The 17290-nt window shown below is 30.4% G+C and carries 21 protein-coding genes; 2 read left to right on the top strand and 19 right to left on the bottom strand.

Going from position 1 to position 17290, the window contains the following annotated elements; all coding sequences use genetic code 11:
* Nucleotides 1-3: 3 nt before the first annotated feature.
* The 6 genes from larE to NSA01_RS01330 all read right to left on the bottom strand — a co-directional run bounded on the left by larE (nucleotide 4) and on the right by NSA01_RS01330 (nucleotide 5560).
* Nucleotides 4-750 carry an ATP-dependent sacrificial sulfur transferase LarE gene (gene larE / locus NSA01_RS01355; protein ID WP_257479725.1) on the bottom strand — a complete coding sequence of 249 codons (747 nt, stop codon included), beginning with the start codon at nucleotides 748-750 and terminating at the stop codon, nucleotides 4-6.
* Entirely contained in the window at nucleotides 747-1439 is a 693-nt protein-coding gene (locus tag NSA01_RS01350; RefSeq protein ID WP_257479724.1) for an energy-coupling factor ABC transporter ATP-binding protein, read from the bottom strand. The genes larE and NSA01_RS01350 overlap by 4 nt, the downstream gene beginning before the upstream one ends.
* A 10-nt stretch (nucleotides 1440-1449) precedes the next feature.
* Entirely contained in the window at nucleotides 1450-2220 is a 771-nt protein-coding gene (gene cbiQ, locus NSA01_RS01345) for a cobalt ECF transporter T component CbiQ (RefSeq protein ID WP_257479723.1), read from the bottom strand.
* A 21-nt stretch (nucleotides 2221-2241) separates the two neighbouring features.
* Complete coding sequence (locus tag NSA01_RS01340) at nucleotides 2242-3249, bottom strand: energy-coupling factor ABC transporter permease (protein WP_257479722.1); 1008 nt, start codon at nucleotides 3247-3249, stop codon at nucleotides 2242-2244.
* A gap of 233 nt (nucleotides 3250-3482) precedes the next feature.
* Nucleotides 3483-3854, bottom strand: a complete 372-nt coding sequence (locus NSA01_RS01335; RefSeq protein WP_257479721.1) for a hypothetical protein — start codon at nucleotides 3852-3854, stop codon at nucleotides 3483-3485.
* A gap of 35 nt (nucleotides 3855-3889) precedes the next feature.
* Nucleotides 3890-5560, bottom strand: coding sequence for a peptidoglycan DD-metalloendopeptidase family protein (locus tag NSA01_RS01330; protein ID WP_257479720.1), 1671 nt, complete (start codon nucleotides 5558-5560; stop codon nucleotides 3890-3892).
* Nucleotides 5561-5751: 191 nt separating this feature from the next.
* Between NSA01_RS01330 and NSA01_RS01325 the strand changes: the two genes are divergently transcribed.
* Complete coding sequence (locus NSA01_RS01325; protein ID WP_187361976.1) at nucleotides 5752-5991, top strand: Veg family protein; 240 nt, start codon at nucleotides 5752-5754, stop codon at nucleotides 5989-5991.
* A gap of 99 nt (nucleotides 5992-6090) precedes the next feature.
* Nucleotides 6091-6720 carry an HAD-IA family hydrolase gene (locus NSA01_RS01320; protein WP_257479719.1) on the top strand — a complete coding sequence of 210 codons (630 nt, stop codon included), beginning with the start codon at nucleotides 6091-6093 and terminating at the stop codon, nucleotides 6718-6720.
* A 12-nt stretch (nucleotides 6721-6732) separates the two neighbouring features.
* Here NSA01_RS01320 and NSA01_RS01315 read toward each other — a convergent pair whose 3' ends face one another.
* The 13 genes from NSA01_RS01315 to NSA01_RS01255 all read right to left on the bottom strand — a co-directional run bounded on the left by NSA01_RS01315 (nucleotide 6733) and on the right by NSA01_RS01255 (nucleotide 17282).
* Nucleotides 6733-7494, bottom strand: coding sequence for an N-acetyltransferase (locus tag NSA01_RS01315; RefSeq protein ID WP_257479718.1), 762 nt, complete (start codon nucleotides 7492-7494; stop codon nucleotides 6733-6735).
* Nucleotides 7495-7504: 10 nt separating this feature from the next.
* Nucleotides 7505-7807, bottom strand: a complete 303-nt coding sequence (locus NSA01_RS01310; protein ID WP_257479717.1) for a TfoX/Sxy family protein — start codon at nucleotides 7805-7807, stop codon at nucleotides 7505-7507.
* A gap of 51 nt (nucleotides 7808-7858) precedes the next feature.
* Nucleotides 7859-8149, bottom strand: a complete 291-nt coding sequence (locus NSA01_RS01305; RefSeq protein WP_257479716.1) for a WYL domain-containing protein — start codon at nucleotides 8147-8149, stop codon at nucleotides 7859-7861.
* Complete coding sequence (locus tag NSA01_RS01300; protein WP_257479715.1) at nucleotides 8136-8759, bottom strand: helix-turn-helix transcriptional regulator; 624 nt, start codon at nucleotides 8757-8759, stop codon at nucleotides 8136-8138. The genes NSA01_RS01305 and NSA01_RS01300 overlap by 14 nt, the downstream gene beginning before the upstream one ends.
* Before the next feature lie 24 nt (nucleotides 8760-8783).
* A complete protein-coding gene (locus NSA01_RS01295) occupies nucleotides 8784-10112 on the bottom strand; it encodes a glutathionylspermidine synthase family protein (RefSeq protein WP_257479714.1) in 1329 nt (442 codons plus the stop codon).
* A complete protein-coding gene (locus tag NSA01_RS01290) occupies nucleotides 10113-11363 on the bottom strand; it encodes a glutamate-cysteine ligase family protein (RefSeq protein ID WP_257479713.1) in 1251 nt (416 codons plus the stop codon).
* A gap of 8 nt (nucleotides 11364-11371) precedes the next feature.
* Nucleotides 11372-11623, bottom strand: a complete 252-nt coding sequence (locus tag NSA01_RS01285) for a DUF2007 domain-containing protein (protein ID WP_257479712.1) — start codon at nucleotides 11621-11623, stop codon at nucleotides 11372-11374.
* A gap of 80 nt (nucleotides 11624-11703) precedes the next feature.
* The gene (locus NSA01_RS01280; protein ID WP_373887168.1) at nucleotides 11704-13077 is read right to left on the bottom strand and encodes an MATE family efflux transporter; all 1374 of its coding nucleotides are present in this window, start codon (nucleotides 13075-13077) and stop codon (nucleotides 11704-11706) included.
* Between the two features lie 143 nt (nucleotides 13078-13220).
* Complete coding sequence (locus tag NSA01_RS01275) at nucleotides 13221-14186, bottom strand: NAD(P)H-dependent glycerol-3-phosphate dehydrogenase (protein ID WP_257479710.1); 966 nt, start codon at nucleotides 14184-14186, stop codon at nucleotides 13221-13223.
* Between the two features lie 98 nt (nucleotides 14187-14284).
* The gene (gene sigK, locus NSA01_RS01270; RefSeq protein ID WP_257479709.1) at nucleotides 14285-14986 is read right to left on the bottom strand and encodes an RNA polymerase sporulation sigma factor SigK; all 702 of its coding nucleotides are present in this window, start codon (nucleotides 14984-14986) and stop codon (nucleotides 14285-14287) included.
* 76 nt (nucleotides 14987-15062) lie between these two features.
* A complete protein-coding gene (locus tag NSA01_RS01265; RefSeq protein WP_257479708.1) occupies nucleotides 15063-16307 on the bottom strand; it encodes a hypothetical protein in 1245 nt (414 codons plus the stop codon).
* A gap of 105 nt (nucleotides 16308-16412) precedes the next feature.
* Nucleotides 16413-16892: a DNA-deoxyinosine glycosylase gene (locus tag NSA01_RS01260; protein WP_257479707.1), complete on the bottom strand. Its 480-nt coding sequence runs from the start codon at nucleotides 16890-16892 to the stop codon at nucleotides 16413-16415.
* Between the two features lie 9 nt (nucleotides 16893-16901).
* Nucleotides 16902-17282: an HsmA family protein gene (locus NSA01_RS01255; protein WP_257479706.1), complete on the bottom strand. Its 381-nt coding sequence runs from the start codon at nucleotides 17280-17282 to the stop codon at nucleotides 16902-16904.
* Nucleotides 17283-17290 lie beyond the last annotated feature (8 nt).

Raw genomic sequence — 17290 nt, 5'->3', positions numbered from 1 at the left:
ACTTTACCTTCTTGGTCTTAAATCCAAACTGATTTCATCAAACATATGAGATATCGTTTTTAATATCCTGTCTCTGTTTTCCATGACTTTTATAAAATCTTTTTCTTTCACTTGAATTACCGCACTATTATTTTTAACTCTTATCCTAAAATCCTTAAATCCCAGTTTAAATAAATAGGACTCACTTTTTTCTATTTTAACAAGAGTATCTTTTTTTATTTTCTCTCCAGTGCTTATCCTTGTCGCAAGGCAAGAGTAAGAAGGCTTATCCCAAGTAGGAAGCCCGGCTTCTTTTGATAAGGACCTTATATCCTGTTTTGTAAGAGAACATATTTTTAACGGGGATAAAATCTTCATTTCTTTAAGTGCTTTCATTCCGGGGCGGTCACTTTCATCATCCGTAGCGTTCGTTCCGTCGATTATGATATTATATCCATCCTGCTTAGCCGCTTTTATAATATGGGAAAAAATATTCTGCTTACAGTAATAACACCGGCTAACATCATTATTTATAATCTTTTCTTCATCTAAAATAGGATTATCTATTATTTTTAGGTCCGCACCAAGTTTAGTTGCAAGAGTAATACTCTCTTTTAATTCAAAGTCAGGCTGAAACTCACTTTTCACAAAATAAGCCGTAGATTCTATATTTAATTTTTTTAATATGTATAAAAGATAAGAGGAATCAACACCTCCTGAAAAAGCCAAAGCAACTTTTTTATAATACTTAAAAAATTCTTCAAGGGTCATAATCCTGCCTCCATAAGAAATTCTTCATTATTTAGTACATCCATATTTCCATTATAATATACACTTCCATTTTTTAAAATAACAATCCTTGTACAAGTTTCTTTTATTAAATCAAAGTCATGGGAAGCAATAAGTTTAGTGGAATTAATAGAATTTATTATTTCAATCAATTTTCTTTTTGATTTTCTGTCTAAATAAGAAGTTGGTTCATCAAATAATATAATATTGGGATTTTGTACCAATATAGAAGCAATGCAGGCACTTCTTTTTTCTCCTCCGGAAAGCTTATAAACAGCCTTATCTTTTAAATGATAAATACCGAGTTTATTTAATATATCGTACACTATATTTTTAACATCATATTTATTCATATTTAAATTATTTAAAGCAAAGGCAACATCATCGTATACAGTAGAAGAAAACAGTTGGTCATCGGGATTTTGAAATATAAGCCCGACTTCCCTTCTTATTTTATCGATATTGTTTTTATTTACTTCACTGTCATCTATGGTTATACTTCCGTCAGCTATTGGAATAACTCCAAGCATACTTAAAAATAAGGTGGATTTCCCGGCACCGTTTGCACCAAGCAAGCCTATATTTTCATTGTCACTTATATCTAAATTTAAATTATTTAGTGCATTTGTTCCGTCGGGATATTTTATATTTAAATCTTTTATACTTATCATTAACGCTCCTTTAAATAAAATAAAAACTTATTACTAAATATACAAAGAAGATTATAAAACTAATATAATCTCTTTTTGAATACTTATATATTTTACTGTAATTGTACTCGCCGTTATAACCTCTGAGTTTCATTGCATGATATACTTTATCAGCTTTATCCACACTTCTAAGGAGTAAATTTCCGAGAAAACTTCCCATATCTTTGATATCTATACCTTTTTTCCTGTTACTTCTTAAAATATATGAAGTATACATATTTCCTGCTTCATCGGCTAAAGTATGTATATACCTGAATGTAAGGTTCAACTCATTGACAATAATCTTTGGAACTTTTATATTTCCCATAAAAGCAAATATATCGTTTAATCTAGTAGTTGAAACAAGTAAAAACACTGCCATTACAGTAAGGTAAGATTTTAAAATTATACCTATAAAAGATATAAATCCAAAGGTAATTGGAATATTTAATATTTCATAATAAACATTATTGTTTACAAAAATATTACCGATACCAACAAAGAAAGAAAACGGAAGGACAATCAAATATCTTTTAAACAATAGTTTATTATCTGTTTGACTTATTATGGACACTACAATTATATATAATAAAAAAAACAGTAACCTTAAAATATTATAACTTGCAGTTGAAATAACAGCTATTATAAAAACTAAAGTCGTAAATACCTTAACAGAAGGTGTAAGTAAATGGATAAAACTGTTATCGTCTGCTAAATTTTCCATAAAATAAATATCATTTAAGGATGTTCTTATATTCGCCATTACTTACTCCTTTCTATTATATTATGACCTTTTTAATTTCCTTACTTTATATACGCTTATCCCAATAACACCTGCGAAAATAAATACTATTACACCTCCGACTACGCCGGCAACAGATGTTCCACTTATTAAACTTTCGTTATTTTCATTCTTATAATTATAATCAGGCATAAAAGCCGTCTTTTCTTGGATATTATTCATCGCAGTATAAATATCATGGTTTCCCTTTTCAACCTCAGTACTTCCCGTAACCCCCTGAACAGACCATTCAAGACCGTCAGGATTTGACGAAGCGAAAAGAGATAACCCTCCTGCAACAATAAGAGTAATAATACTTAAAGACACAATGACTTTTTTAAAACTGGCTTTACTTTTCTTACTAAATATGCTCTCATCTAAAATTTCTTTTCGTTGATTAAATATAAAGTCTACTACGAGCATAGTTACAATACCTTCAACAAGTCCTATAGCTAAATGTATCGGCTGCATTAAAATCAGGAACTTATTAAAAGGAAGTTCGCTTATCCCCGAAAAAAAAGTTTCTATTACAACCATAAAAGCACCTAACTGTAATGATAATACGCACCCGAGAATTGATGCAACCCCAATACTTTTCTTATTTATTCCCTTTTGTAATATAGGCTTTATAACATAAGGATAAATTAAAAAGCAAGGAATTACACCCATATTAAATAAATTACATCCGAGAGCCAACCCCCCCCCGTCCGCAAAAAACAAACACTGAATAAGTAACACCGAAAATATGGATATAAACGCCGCGGGACCGCCTAAAATCAAAGACAGAAGTATACCTCCCCCGATATGTCCGCTTGAACCCGTCATAGGTATAGTAAAATTAATCATTTGAGCCGCAAATACAAATGCACTCATAATTCCCATCAACGGAACCTTTTTCTCCAAATTATCATCTTCTTTTATTTTCTTAACCGAATAAGCAAGTGCACCAGCACTTACAGTTATCATAGCACCTCCCACAGCAGGAGACACCAAAGCATCCGCCATATGCATAACTATTTCCTCCCATAAAAAAACACGAAAGAAAGACATTACTTCATGTAATGGATCATCCTTCGTGGAATTATTTCTTAATAATACTTTAATATAAAATACCTTCGTGGTATCTGCTTCTATAACATATTATCATTTTTATGAAATATTTTCAATATAACATTGAACCTAAACGTTTCATTTATTTTATGAAATTATTATACAAATAAAAAATCCGCATAAAGCGGATCTTTTTAATTATCTTCATCGATTATTTCAGCTTCTACTTCCTCAACTTCTTCGTCATCGTCATTAGAGTCAAGAGCAAGCTTTTTATCTTCTTTTAATTTTTTTCTAGCTTCTTTTTCTTCTTTTCTCTTATCATGTTTTTTCTTTTTAGTAAAGAAGTAAATTATAAGAGCAATAAGTCCCGGTAAGAACCACTGAACAAATTCCGTAAACTTATTAAGCCCGTTTCCTTTTGTTACTACACTCATCATGATTGCAATCAAAGCAAATACCGCAGGGATTATTAGTCCCATGAGAATATTGTCGGATCTGCAAAGTAAAAATTGAATCAACACTGCCAGAACGACACATACTAAAACTATTATTAAACTATTCAAAATCTTTTCCTCCGTATATTATTACATATATTATTTTATTGGAATGCGTCAACGTGAATACCGTTTGCCAAATACTTAAAGTAATTTAAGATTACTTGGCTTACACCGTGATAATGTATTTCAAAGTGACAATGAGGTCCCGTAGAGTTACCGGTACTTCCCATTACCGCAATCTGTTCACCTTGCTGAACTTTCTGCCCTACTTTTACAAGTATCCTTACATTATGTCCGTATCTTGTAGAATATCCATTACCGTGATCTATATCTACACAGTTACCATATCCTCCGTACCAGCTTGCTCTGGTTACTATACCTGTATCGGAAGCATAAACGGGAGTACCCTGAGGATTGGCAATATCCACAGCTTTGTATCCTGCATGAGAACCTGCTTTATTAAGAGCCGAAATAGTACCGCTTGCAGGCATTATGAACCTTCCCGTACTCGTTACAGGAGGCAGCGGTTTCGTACCTCTCGAAATGATTTTGCTGGTAGATTTTTCTGTAACTGTTTCTTTCTTTATATCACTTTTTACTACAGATCCGTTTTCATAAGTATTTACGGCAGTAACCTTCTTTTCTCCGTCTTTTCCCTCTTGCTTAACCTTATTGGTACCTACATACACATCAGGATCATCTCTGTAAACAGTTTTATAAGCTACATCCTTTTTATATGTTACTTGTTTTACGGTAGTTATAGTGATGGAAGGTTTACTGCTGATTTCATCTGTAGAAAATTCATTTTCCCTAAAATTCAAAGCACTTACAAGATTAGTGCTCTTCTTAGATTCATCAATCTTACCTAAAATATCACTGTCTCCGGTATTTTCAACCTCATGGTTTGAACTATTACTCAAATAATTAATTGCATCTTTAACATCCATTGCAGAATCTATGGATATAAGTTTTTCCTTATACTCCATATCTTCTTTTACTTTACTGCCTTTTATAAGTTTTTCGTTAGAACTTTCTTTTTCGTAATTATTACCTATATTCTTTATTACCGTCTTTGCGTCCTGAACAGAAGCAACCCTTACGGCTTCATTACCGTTAACACTAATAACAGCACCCTTACAAAATAGAGGGATATTTAAATTATAAACAGCATTTTCACATTCTTCCGTATCCATTACATCCTTTGGATTTTTTATTGGTACTTTCTGATAAGAAATTGATTTTTCATAATAAACATTTGAATTATCGTACCATTTTGTTAAATTAGCATCTACATTAGTTAATGCATTTTCAAAGTCATTGACATTCTTAACTATACCAAGCTTTGTACCATTAAAAATTACTTCATATCCAAATAAGTTTTTATAAGTAAATGCTCCCACAAAAAATATAATCACACAAAAAACGCCCACTAAAAAACTAAAAAGATGGTCTTTTGCATATTCTCTAAAATCTCTTAGTCCGAATTTTACTCTTTTTAAATAATATTTGACTCCGACAAAAAATTCATCCAAATCTTCTTTGATTTCATCAATTTGAGTATGAAGCCAGCTTCCTTCATATTTTTGTCTAAGTTTTGACGGTTCCTTTTTTACATCTTGTCCACCGGCAATTCTTCTAAATATATTTTCTTTTTTATGTATATATGTTGATTCTTCTGCTATATGATATTTATTTTCTCTTCTTACTATTTGTTTATATACTTTATCGAGCTCCTGCTCTTCATTACGTCTATTGACCCATTTAATTTTCATAAACAGACATGACCTCCTATATGTATAATCCTATCGAATTATATCTATACGTATTAAAAGTTTATCATAATAATAATAAAAAAGAAAGAAAAAAGGCTTTTTTTTGATGATAGTTTGTGGAAGAGAATGAAAAATTTGGTTTAAAGCATGGTTATAGAGGTAATAATAATATAAAAAGCGGAGGTATAAATATGAAGTTACCAAGTCATTCTTACAACAGTGCAAAAAAAATCATTGTGGATAATGTCGGCAAAGATGTAGATTTTATAAGTAAAGTTTCAAGAGGAAAGATAATCAAAAATGAAGGTACTATTTTAAACGCATATAATAATATTTTTACCATATCTACTAATATAGATAACAAAGATGATATTTTATCATTTTCTTATTCAGATTTAATAAATCATTCATTAAGGCTTAAGATAAAATAAAGAATTCTGATTTATAATGTAAACTAAATGTAAAAATATAATAAGATAACATTATTTATGATATAATATATTTTACAAATAAAGGAAAAGGAATAAGAAATGAAATATAAATGTGTAATTTTTGATTTTGACGGTACCCTTGCAAACACGGAAAATGTTATTTTTCGCGTATACAATGAGATTGCCAAAAAATATGGTTATAAAGAAATTACACACGATTATATAGATGAACTCAAACATCAGCCTATCCATAACATAATCAAAGATTTGGGGGTTCCATATTTAAAGGTATTTTCTCTTATTAAAAAGGGACAAAAATTAATGAAAGAATACCATAAATCAATGGACCCTTACGAAGAAGACCTCAAAGAAACATTGGAAGCACTGAAATCCAAACTTAGCTATATGGGTATAATTTCATCAAATTCAAAAAAGAATATAAATACTTTTTTGAAAAATGAAAATATCGATACAATGGATTTTATAATATCTTCACCTCTTTTCTCAAAGGAAATTAAAATAAACAAATTAAAGAAAAAATTAAGATTAAAAGACGAAGATATTTTATATGTAGGAGATGAAGTAAGGGATATCGTTTCGGCAAAAAAAGCCAACATTGATATTGCAAGTGTGACATATGGATATAACACAAAAGAATATTTATCAAGTGAAGAACCTACTTATTTTATAGATAATTTAAAAGAACTTTTTAATATAATAAAAAAATAGCCCAATATAGGGTTATTTTTTATTTACATATTTATCAACTAAATTGTTAAAAGCTTTAACGGTTAAAATTTCATGAGTAATAAATTCATCCTTATAAAATACACTATATGAAGTATAAGGACATTTAGCATTCTTTGCCTTTTCCAAAGTATCTATTTGTATACTTTTAAAAGGTATATTGTTCCTTTTCGCTTCTTCTTCTATAATAGGAGCATACTTTAGAGTAAAAGGACACTGAGAAGTGTAATATAAAGTAAACCCGTCATTTCCTGTCTTAGGATTTTTTACACTTTCTCTGAATTTTGGAGGCGCTATATCTTCTTCAAAAGGTAAATATAAAAGTTCAAAATAAGGCTCCGCTTCATCACACTTTATAAATCCTTTATGCATCAAGAATTTTTTATCTGCCATATATCCCTTCTTTTTATCGGAGGAAAGAATAGCCAGTCCTTTTAATCCGCGCTCTTTTGTATCCCTGATACATTCATCAAGAAGTATACTTGAATTTCCGCTTCCGGCATATTTCCCGCTCACCCAAAGACAGTCTATAAACATATAATCATCACCGGCAACGGGATACCAAGCATTTTTAAGAGGTATATATTCAATAAAAACTTTGCCTCTTACGTCCATCTTCTTAAATTTCAAGCCTTCTTTCATCATATCTTTAAGCCAAGATTTTTTTTGATCCACATAACCGCTGTCTTTTGCGGACATAAGACAGCAAATATGTTCTTTTTCGATATTTTCGTTATTTAAAGTTATTATATCCATTTTTATTCTCCTATTTTTTTAGCTCATTATAAGTACTTATTACCAAATCTTTCAGCAAATCTTTATCATCAATATTTTCTATCAAAATATGTTCTTTTGCACCTTCATAGGGACTTGCGTATAATATATCCTCTCCCAGCAGTTCTCTGCCTAAAGAAGTATCTTTAACAAACAGCTGATTATCACAGATACATCCAAAGAATTTTCCCTTATACCAAAGTCCGTATTCACCGAACATTTTTTTACACTTAATATCTCCCAATGGTTTCAAATTTTCATAAACGTAATCAACAAATTCAATACTAGTTGCCATATCTATATCTCCTATTATTTTAGATATATTATATAATAATAAACATGACAACTATATGTCATGTTTATTGTATTTATTATTAATTTTTTTTATAAGTTCAATAAATTCATCTCTTATATCACTTGGGAATATGATTTCTGCTTTATCAGCAAAACTTAATAACCAATTAAATAAGTATTCTTTATCATAAAAGGAAAATCCGAAGAAAATTTTATCGTCAAGGAAATATGTGTAACTATCTTTGCCATACTCATCTATTATTCTATACTCTACGTCCTTATCAAACAATATAAGTACATTTATGGTATTGGGGAAAATCACATCGATATCATCTTCTACCAAAGGAACTTCTCTGGGTAAAAAAAGTATTTTTCGTTACATCAAGATTTATGAGCCTATTTAATTTAAATAATCTAAAATCTTCTCTCTCAATCGAAAAAGCATATAAATACCAACTTGACCATTTAAATGTAAGAGTATAAGGTTCCACTATCCTGTGACTCTTTCCTTTTTTGGAAAAGTAATCGAATTCCAATAGTAATTTATCATTGATACCTTTTTGTATTTTTTCTATCTTATCCGATAATGATTTCTTATAATAAGATGAAAGGTCTATATCTAAATCATTCTTGGGATTATCCTTAAATTTCTCAATAAGAAGTTCATATTTACTGTTATCACTTACACTAATAATACCCTTAAGCCCTGCATATATAACACTTATCTCCTCTTCTTTAAGTAAACTTTTATCCATTTTAAAATCCGGATCCAAATATATACCGCCCCCTACTCCTCTGGTAGTGACTATCGGAATTCCGGACTTACATAAATCCATTATATCTCTGTTTATAGTTCTTACGGATACTTCGAATTTTTCCGCTAAAAAAGGAGCTGTCACTTTTTCCTTATTAAGTAAAGTTGTGATTATACCCATCAACCTGTCAATTTTCATAACAAACTCCTTTTATTTAATTATTTAAATCTCGACATGCATTGAACACATCGCAATCCCTCCGGCGGCTTCACAAATTATCCCCTGTCTGCCGCCCCTGGAATATAAACCTTTAAATTTTCCGTTATATATAAATATGCCCGGCATATTGCTGAACTCATCAAAGACAAATTCTCCGTTTTTTTCTTTTATAAAGTTCTTTGTTTTATACATTGCAGCATATTCCTGAAGAAGATATCCATTGTTAGTATTTTCATCTATAAGTTTCGTAAATTTTTCTTTTGAATAATCTACTCCCGCATATACACCCCTAGCTCCGTACAAATCATCGGGTTTTATTATCCAGCTGTCTTTATTGCTTATCACTTTTTCTCTGTCAAATACCCCATCATTTAACCAGCAAGTATATGGGATATGGTCTTTTATAAAAAGGATTTCCTCAGCAGTTAAAAAGTCAAAAGTTTCCTTTTTATGCATTATCATGTAGACTATTTTATTGTGGATTACCTGAGTCCTCATGGAACCTATTATGCAAGTCTTTTTATCTTTGATTGCTTTAATAAATGCAGGTATCTTTTCAATTTTTTCCATCATTTCGCTGGTAACGGCTCTTCTGTAAACCGCGTCTATTTTTACGCCGTCCTTAGTATAAAGTCCGTCATCGTATTTAAGGGTAGTAATATCGGCTATAACGGTATCATATCCTCGTTTTTCAAAACGAGACTTAAACACTTTGAATTCTTCATTAGTAGCACTTTCCATAAAATCGATTATTCCTATCGTAGGTTTTTCGACCTTATATTTAAAAGTATCGTAAATATTTAAAAATTCATCTACCCAGCTGTCGAAGAGTTCAAAATGACTAATATTATACTTTTTACTGAACTGATTAAATATTTCATCATCCTTATAAGCATTATTGAGTTCCCTGTCTTCGTTCATTGCACTGGCACCGTCAGCATTGAATTCACAAAATTTAAATGTAAAATCTTCTTCATTCAAAAACAAATCGATCCTCGTAATAGGAAGCGGCTGTTCATAATAATTTTCGCATAAAATTAGTTCTTCCAGCTCTTTACTAAACGGAAATAACTTCCTATATTCTTCATCTTCGATATATTTATTTATTATTTTACAAAGAATAGTATGAGTAGTCATGGCGATATATTTAAAATAATCTATCACTTCCGTTGTATAAAGCTTTGGAACATATGGAAACCTTATATGTTCTCCGTGATAAATAGCCGTTGAATTTTCTATATAATTTATTGCTTTTTCATAACTTTCCTTTGATTTATCCATATCAGATTTAATCAAATCCAAGTATTCATTTGTAAGTTCTCTTACCTGCATCTACTCACCTCTTTCATCCTTTAATATTTTTAAAGTCTTTTCCATTTTTATAAGGTCATAGAACAGACTTGCCCTATCTTTTTCTTCATGACACAAATGATCTTTTGCAAGCTCAATCAAGTTTAACATTAAATCTTTGATATCAAAGCCATAAACTTTTGCATCATAACCTTTATTTACGACTTCTTCTTTCGCTTTTATAACATCTATATCTTTTATATCCTCAAACTTATCAAGAAGTAACTTTACTACCTCTTCACTATAAAAAATACCTTTGATTATACTTGCGTAAGATAGTGCGTAATCTATCGGAAGACAGTCTGCCATTCTGATTTCCACATAATTTTTAAGTCTTACATCCGGGAAAAACATTGAAATTATATGTTCTATATCTTTCTTACTTAACTCTCTGTCATTATATATATCTTTTATTTTCTTATCTTTCGTATATACACTGTTACCATTATCATCTTCTATTAAAATGGCAGGGGAATTCAATATATATTCACTATATTCGCTAAAACCAAATTCCTTATTTAAAGCGCCCTTAACAATCATACTTCTGTCGGGATCGACATCATTCCATATATCTATCCTCATACAATTTTTGTCATAATGTTCACCTTCAAATATATTGGTATTATCTGTCATGAAAGAAATAATGGGTGATAAAATATTTGCCAGCCTAAATTTATTTTTAAAATCTTCTTCGCTGAAGTAGTCTACGCTGACTTGTGCTGAGGCGGAGCCCTTCATCATATTTTTACCATGCGAACCCACTTTTGAAAAGTAGTCAAGCATATATTCGTATCTTTTTTTAGGGATTAAATTAAGATCATCGACTTTGGATTTTGGCTGATAACCCGCATATATCATTTTATAATCAAATTTTTTTAATATTGGTTTTATCTTAAGTAAAAAATAATTATACTCTTCAAGAATATCCAGAGTATTGATAAAAGGACCTATACTGATTTCTAGCTGACTTGCAGGTTCCAAAGTTATATTGGATTTATCTTTTATAAGGCCTATAAGATTTCCGTCTTTGTAAATTTCCTTTTCAAAATAAGGACTGAGGAGTTTTAAAATATCTCTTATCCCATTTTCTTCATAGTAATCAACGCTTTCCATGGTATCTGCTTTTACAATAAAATGTTCAAGCTCCAACCCCAGACTTTTATCTTTTTCTTCTTTTATACCACTTTTAAAATAATCTATAAGTTTATTTAAATTTATGTCATAATAATCCATAATGTCACCTACTCGTCTTCATCATCTTCCAATTTACTGTCAAGTATTTCTTTTGCTTTATCGTAATCTTCTTTGTTTACATATACACTTACAGGCATGGCACTTTTACCTATTATCACTTCTGCCCATGCAATATCGGTATCATATTTAAGCGTCGCCTTTACCCCGCATGAATCCAAAAGCCCTTCGATAATACATCCCTCTGTATCATTCCTGACACCGATCAAAAATACCAAATTATCATCTTTTTTCTTTTTCATAGTTAGTACCTCGGAAATATTATACCACAATTATTTTTTTATCTTAGCAATAATGGAAAATTTAGTAAAAATGATATATTTTATTCTTTAATTTCTCTTAATGTTTTTCTGACCTCGATTATAAATAATATGACAGTTACACTTACAGCTATTATATCTGTCACAGGCTGTGCTAAGAATACACCTAAAACATTATTTGTGATTAGTTTTGGCAATATCAGTATTAGTGGTATCAAAAGTACTAGCTTTCTGAATATAGCAAGGAAAAGAGAAACCTTAGCATTAGAGAGAGCAACAAAAGTTTGCTGACATGATATTTGGATACCTATCAAGAACATAACAGCCATATAAATTTTTATCGACCACTGCGTATATGTTATAAGCGCAACATCCGAAGTGAACAAGCTAATCAAAACTGTAGGTAAAAACATAGTTAAACACCAAAGGATAAGGGAATATAACGTACATATCACGATTTGAAATAAAAATGCTTTCTTGACCCTATCGGCTTTTCCCGCTCCGTAATTAAAGCTTATCACAGGCTGTGCACCCTGAGTAAAACCTTGTATAGGCATAGTATAGAACTGTAATATAATATTTAAAATGGTCATTGACCCGACAGCTATATCTCCGCCGTACTTAAGCAGCGAAGAATTGAAAATAATAGCTATAGCACTTTCAGTTACCTGCATGACAAAAGGCGATAATCCAAGCAGAAGACAAGGAAGATATATTTTTAAATCAATCTTTAAGTATTCTTTTTTTATTTTTATATAACTTTTTTTGCTGTTTAAAAAATATAACACCCAAAGAGCAGATAAAAACTGAGACGCAACAGTAGCAAGGGCAGCTCCCTTTACACCCATACCAAGAACAAATATAAAAATAGGGTCTAAAATCATATTCAAAATTGCCCCTATTAAAATGCTTATCATTCCGGTGATAGCAAAGCCCTGTGCCATAATGAATGTATTAATTCCTATAGCGATTTGAATAAATACTATCCCCAAGGAATAAACCCTTAAATAAGATAATGCATATTCAATGGTAGCCGTGCTTGCACCAAAAAGAAATAATAACCTTTCACCAAACATTAAAATTACTATAGTCAGAATGATACCTGAAATAATCGTACCGATAGTACAGCTCCCGAGAATTTTTTCTGCACTGTCTTTATCTTTTTTACCAAGCATTATCGCAGCTCTGGGAGCACCTCCCATTGACGTAAGAGCCGCAAAAGCGTACACCAATATAAGTATGGGGAAACAAACACCGACTCCGGTAAGTGCAAGAGTACCTACATTTTCTATATGTCCTATAAACATCCTATTGATGATATTGTAAAGCACACTAACGATTTGTGCGATTATTGCCGGGATAGCAAGAGTAAAAATAAGTTTCCCTATATTCCCGCTGCCTAAATCTATTTTATTTTCATTATTTTTTTCCAATATATATACCTCATTATTATTAATAAATTTAAATTGAATCTTTTACTATTTTTAGCAATATGAAAACTTAATATTTACATAATAAAGAAATATATAATTTTTATTTACAATAAAAAAACGCCTAACCGCTAGACGTTTAATTTATTTTAATAAAATTCTTTTTTAACGCTTCTTAAAAACATATCTTTAAGCATTTTATGAGGACTTAATTCACCTTTAAGAACTGCATTGACTCCTTTTATTATAGGCATTTCAACATTATAATCATCACTTAACTTTACAATAGCTTCGGCTGTAGTTACACCTTCGGCAAGATAATCATCACGCAAAGTCCCCCTTACAAAATTTTCACCATATCTTCTGTTATTGGAAAATTCACTGAATAGTGTAGCCTCATAATCTCCCAAATGACAAAGTCCATAGGCGGTTATCTCATCTCCGCCCATTGCTTTTATCAGTCTTGAAACTTCTCTCGCACCCCTTGCCATCAATGCGCCTTTTAAAGATGAATATCCGACGGCATCAAGCATACCCGCAGCAATTCCGATAACATTTTTAGCTGCCGCACCAAGCTCATCACCTATCAAATCTTCACCTATATAAAGTCTTATCAAATCGCTGGAGAATGTTTTTACGACATCATCGGTAACATTTTTATCATCGCTGTCTATAACCATACAGTTAGGGATCCTCTTCACAAAACTTTGAACATGTCCCGGACCTACCCAAACGGCTAAATTCACTTTATTTCCGAGTATTTCCCTAAAAACTTCAGTTAGCCTTTTTCCTGTTGCTACCTCAATACCTTTCATACAAAGGATAAAAGTCTTATCTTTATAATTTGACCTTTTTATATCTTCACAAAGATCTCTTAAATGCTGTGATGAAATTGAAATTATTATATAATCACTTTTTTCTATCGTTCCAATTAAATCATTCGTAAGCTTGGTAGTCTCGCTCAAATATAAATATTTATTTTTTCTTGTATGTTTAAGTTCTTCTAAACTTTTAGAACCGCTTCTTCCCCATATAGTTACGTCGTGACCTATCTTATCGCTGTACCATCCAAGAAAAGTCCCCCAGCGCCCGCATCCTAAAATCGATACTTTCATATTGATACCTCTTTTACTGATTTCTATATTATGATTTTACCCTTTTATATAATAATTCACAACCTTTTAACTTTTATTTTTAATCATATCAACGATTTTTAATACTTCTTTTTAAATGAAATTGCTATCTTTTCTATAGCTTTTTTTTCAATCCTTGAAACGTAAGACCTTGATATATCATACAAATTTGCGATTTCTCTTTGTGTATAACTTCGCTTTCCTTTTAATCCGTACCTAAGATATAGTATTTCTTTTTCTCTGTCTTCAAGCACTTCATCCATTATCTTATAAAGGAATTCGCTTTCTACTTTTAAATTTACTTTGCTGTTAACATCGTCTTCATCGGTAGCTAAAATATCCAGTAGAGATATATTGTTGCCTTCTTCATCAAAACTGATATAATCTTCCAAGAATACATTGGAAGCAGTCTTTGTTTCACTTCTTAGTGCCATTAGTATTTCATTATCTATACATCTCGCCCCATAAGTCGCAAATTTAGTTCCTTTGTTATAATCAAAAGAATTTATTCCTTTGATAAGACCGATGATCCCTATAGAAATGAGATCTTCCTTTGAAATATTCGAAGAAGAATATTTTTTGCTTACATGAGCAACCAACCTAAGATTATGATTTATAAGCATTTCTTTAGCATGCATATCATTTTCTTCTTTGAACTTTATAAAATATTTCGTTTCATCTTCTTTTTTTAGCGGTTTTGGAAAAGATTCGCTGGCTGAGAAATAGCCTAAGAATACTAATACTCTCTGCAATAAATCCAAAATCCCTAGAAAACCTAACATAAAATCACCCCCATAAAATATATGAGGGTGAGTAAAAAATCTTGCTTGTACTTATTTAATTAAACTTTTTAAATTTTTATATATCAAATAACATTTTTATAGCTCCTATTATATTCGATTTATATAATCCAATCCTCCTAAGTTGTATATCGTATACCATAATCTCCAATACTACTACAGCATATGATATATTTTTTATTTCATCATAATCATTTAGTGTTTGTATCCTATGTATATCAGATAAAAAACTGTCAAGAGAAAATTCTTTATGGTATTTACTATAAATACTATCAATCAAAACCGATAATGTATCATTAGAATGCTCTATATGATATTTTATCTTCTTAACAAAACTCATATTTTGTATATTTTTATTATTATATAATTTATCAAATTCTATATCAAAACCTTCAATTATATACGGAAGCTTTTCTATTCTTCGCATATCCCTATCATGTCCGTTCTCGGGTATATGTTTTAAATATAAATCATTATTTGAAATAAGTTCCAATATTTTACCGATATGTCCGTTTATATACCTTATTCTTATGCTGGGATATAATTCTACCTTTTGATTAAAATTATAGTTATGAGTATTGAACTTTGGAAATACCATTTCACCAATCATATCATAATCTTCATCTTTATCATTCTTTTTCATTAAAGCTATCTCTTTTATATTTATATCCCTTCGATAAAATAAAAAGGATAAAAAATCTCTTATAATTTTATCAAGAGCCACAAGAAATCTCGAATTTTGAATCGTATCAAAATATAAATCAAAAGCAGGATAAACTGCAAGTGGATATTTATAGTAAATATCTCTTACTACATGAAAAGAACAGCTTATTTTAATGCCTTTATAATTAAAAACTTCATTCACAGACTTCACTTTTCTAAAATCTAAAAGACTTATATTCCCGTCTTCTTTCTCATCCAGAAATTTTAAATACTCAACAAAATTCAGATAATTCATTTTGGCTATTCTTATTGAAATACCGTCATATCCGGTTTGTTTATTCTTAAGTGTAATATAATAATCGATTTTGATTTTTATTATATTATTATTTTCATTTGAAATAATCACTCTTGGTTTAAAAATTATAGTATCCCTGCTACCTTTGACTTCACCTATTATAAACAAACTGACCAAACAATTATTTCCGACGTTACAATAAGTATTAAAATAAAAGTCAGGTTTCCCATTATGAGCCAAAGTCAATTTTAAAATTGAATCCTCATAAACAAAATTATAATCTTGTTCGTTATATTTTGCATTCCCCTTAATCATAGTTACACATTCACCATTCATTTCTGACATTTTTCTCATTATATAACCATAATCATAAGTCGTCAATGATATATTCAAAGAAACATAAACATTTTCATGCTACTTTAGGCGATTTAGCAGTAGATTCTCTTGTATTTATAATTTATCTTTGATAATATTCCAATCATTAATCAACATTTCAATCGAATACCTTGCATTTGCAGGACTTGTAGACGGAAGCTTTATAATATTCATATTCAAATCTTTATTATACTTTTTAAACAAATTATAAGCAGTCCCTCCATTTAAAAATATGGTTTTAATATTCGTCTCTTTTAAAATCTCTGATAAATCATTTACAACTACATTCTTAATTGAACTGTCACTTGAGCCTTCAATGTCACACGAAGCAACTACATCCCACACTGCTATATTATTATTTATTAACATTTTTCTTTTATCTTCTATTGTTCCGGGAAGCTTTGTATCTGTAATACTGCTTATTACTTTCCAAAATCTGTTTTGCGGATGCCCATAAAAAAATTGAGCTTCTCTTGACTTAACAGAGGGAAATGATCCAAGGATAAGAATTTTTGAATTTTTATCGTAAACAGGTTTAATATTATGATATTCCATACAAAACTCCTATATATTCATTCCCATAAACATACCAATAAAATAAGGTATAAGCCATATAAGCCATACAACTATACTGAATTTATGAAAATTTTTCTGCATTTCTTCATTGTTTTTCCTAAGGACAATGATAGCCCATATTGCATGGAATAACATAAGAAGTATTGCTATCAGACCGGTTATGCCATGAATACCGAAGCTGCTGCTGTTTGCTTTTGCAATAAAAGACATAATAGTCGTTCCCGTAGTATCACATACAAGTCCCAAAAGAAAAAAAACAACATGAACCGGTTTTAATATCTTTGCTTTCCTCTCAGAAAAAACTCCTATAGTATAAAATACTAATGCTAGTGTTATTGTAATAATTGCTAATATAAGTTTAAATTCCATGACATTCT

The organism is Anaerofustis stercorihominis (genome assembly GCF_024623185.1).
Classification (GTDB): Bacteria; Bacillota; Clostridia; order Eubacteriales; family Anaerofustaceae; genus Anaerofustis.
The sequence above is the reverse complement of the archived record's forward strand: the minus strand, read 5'-3'. Positions and strand labels throughout refer to the sequence as shown.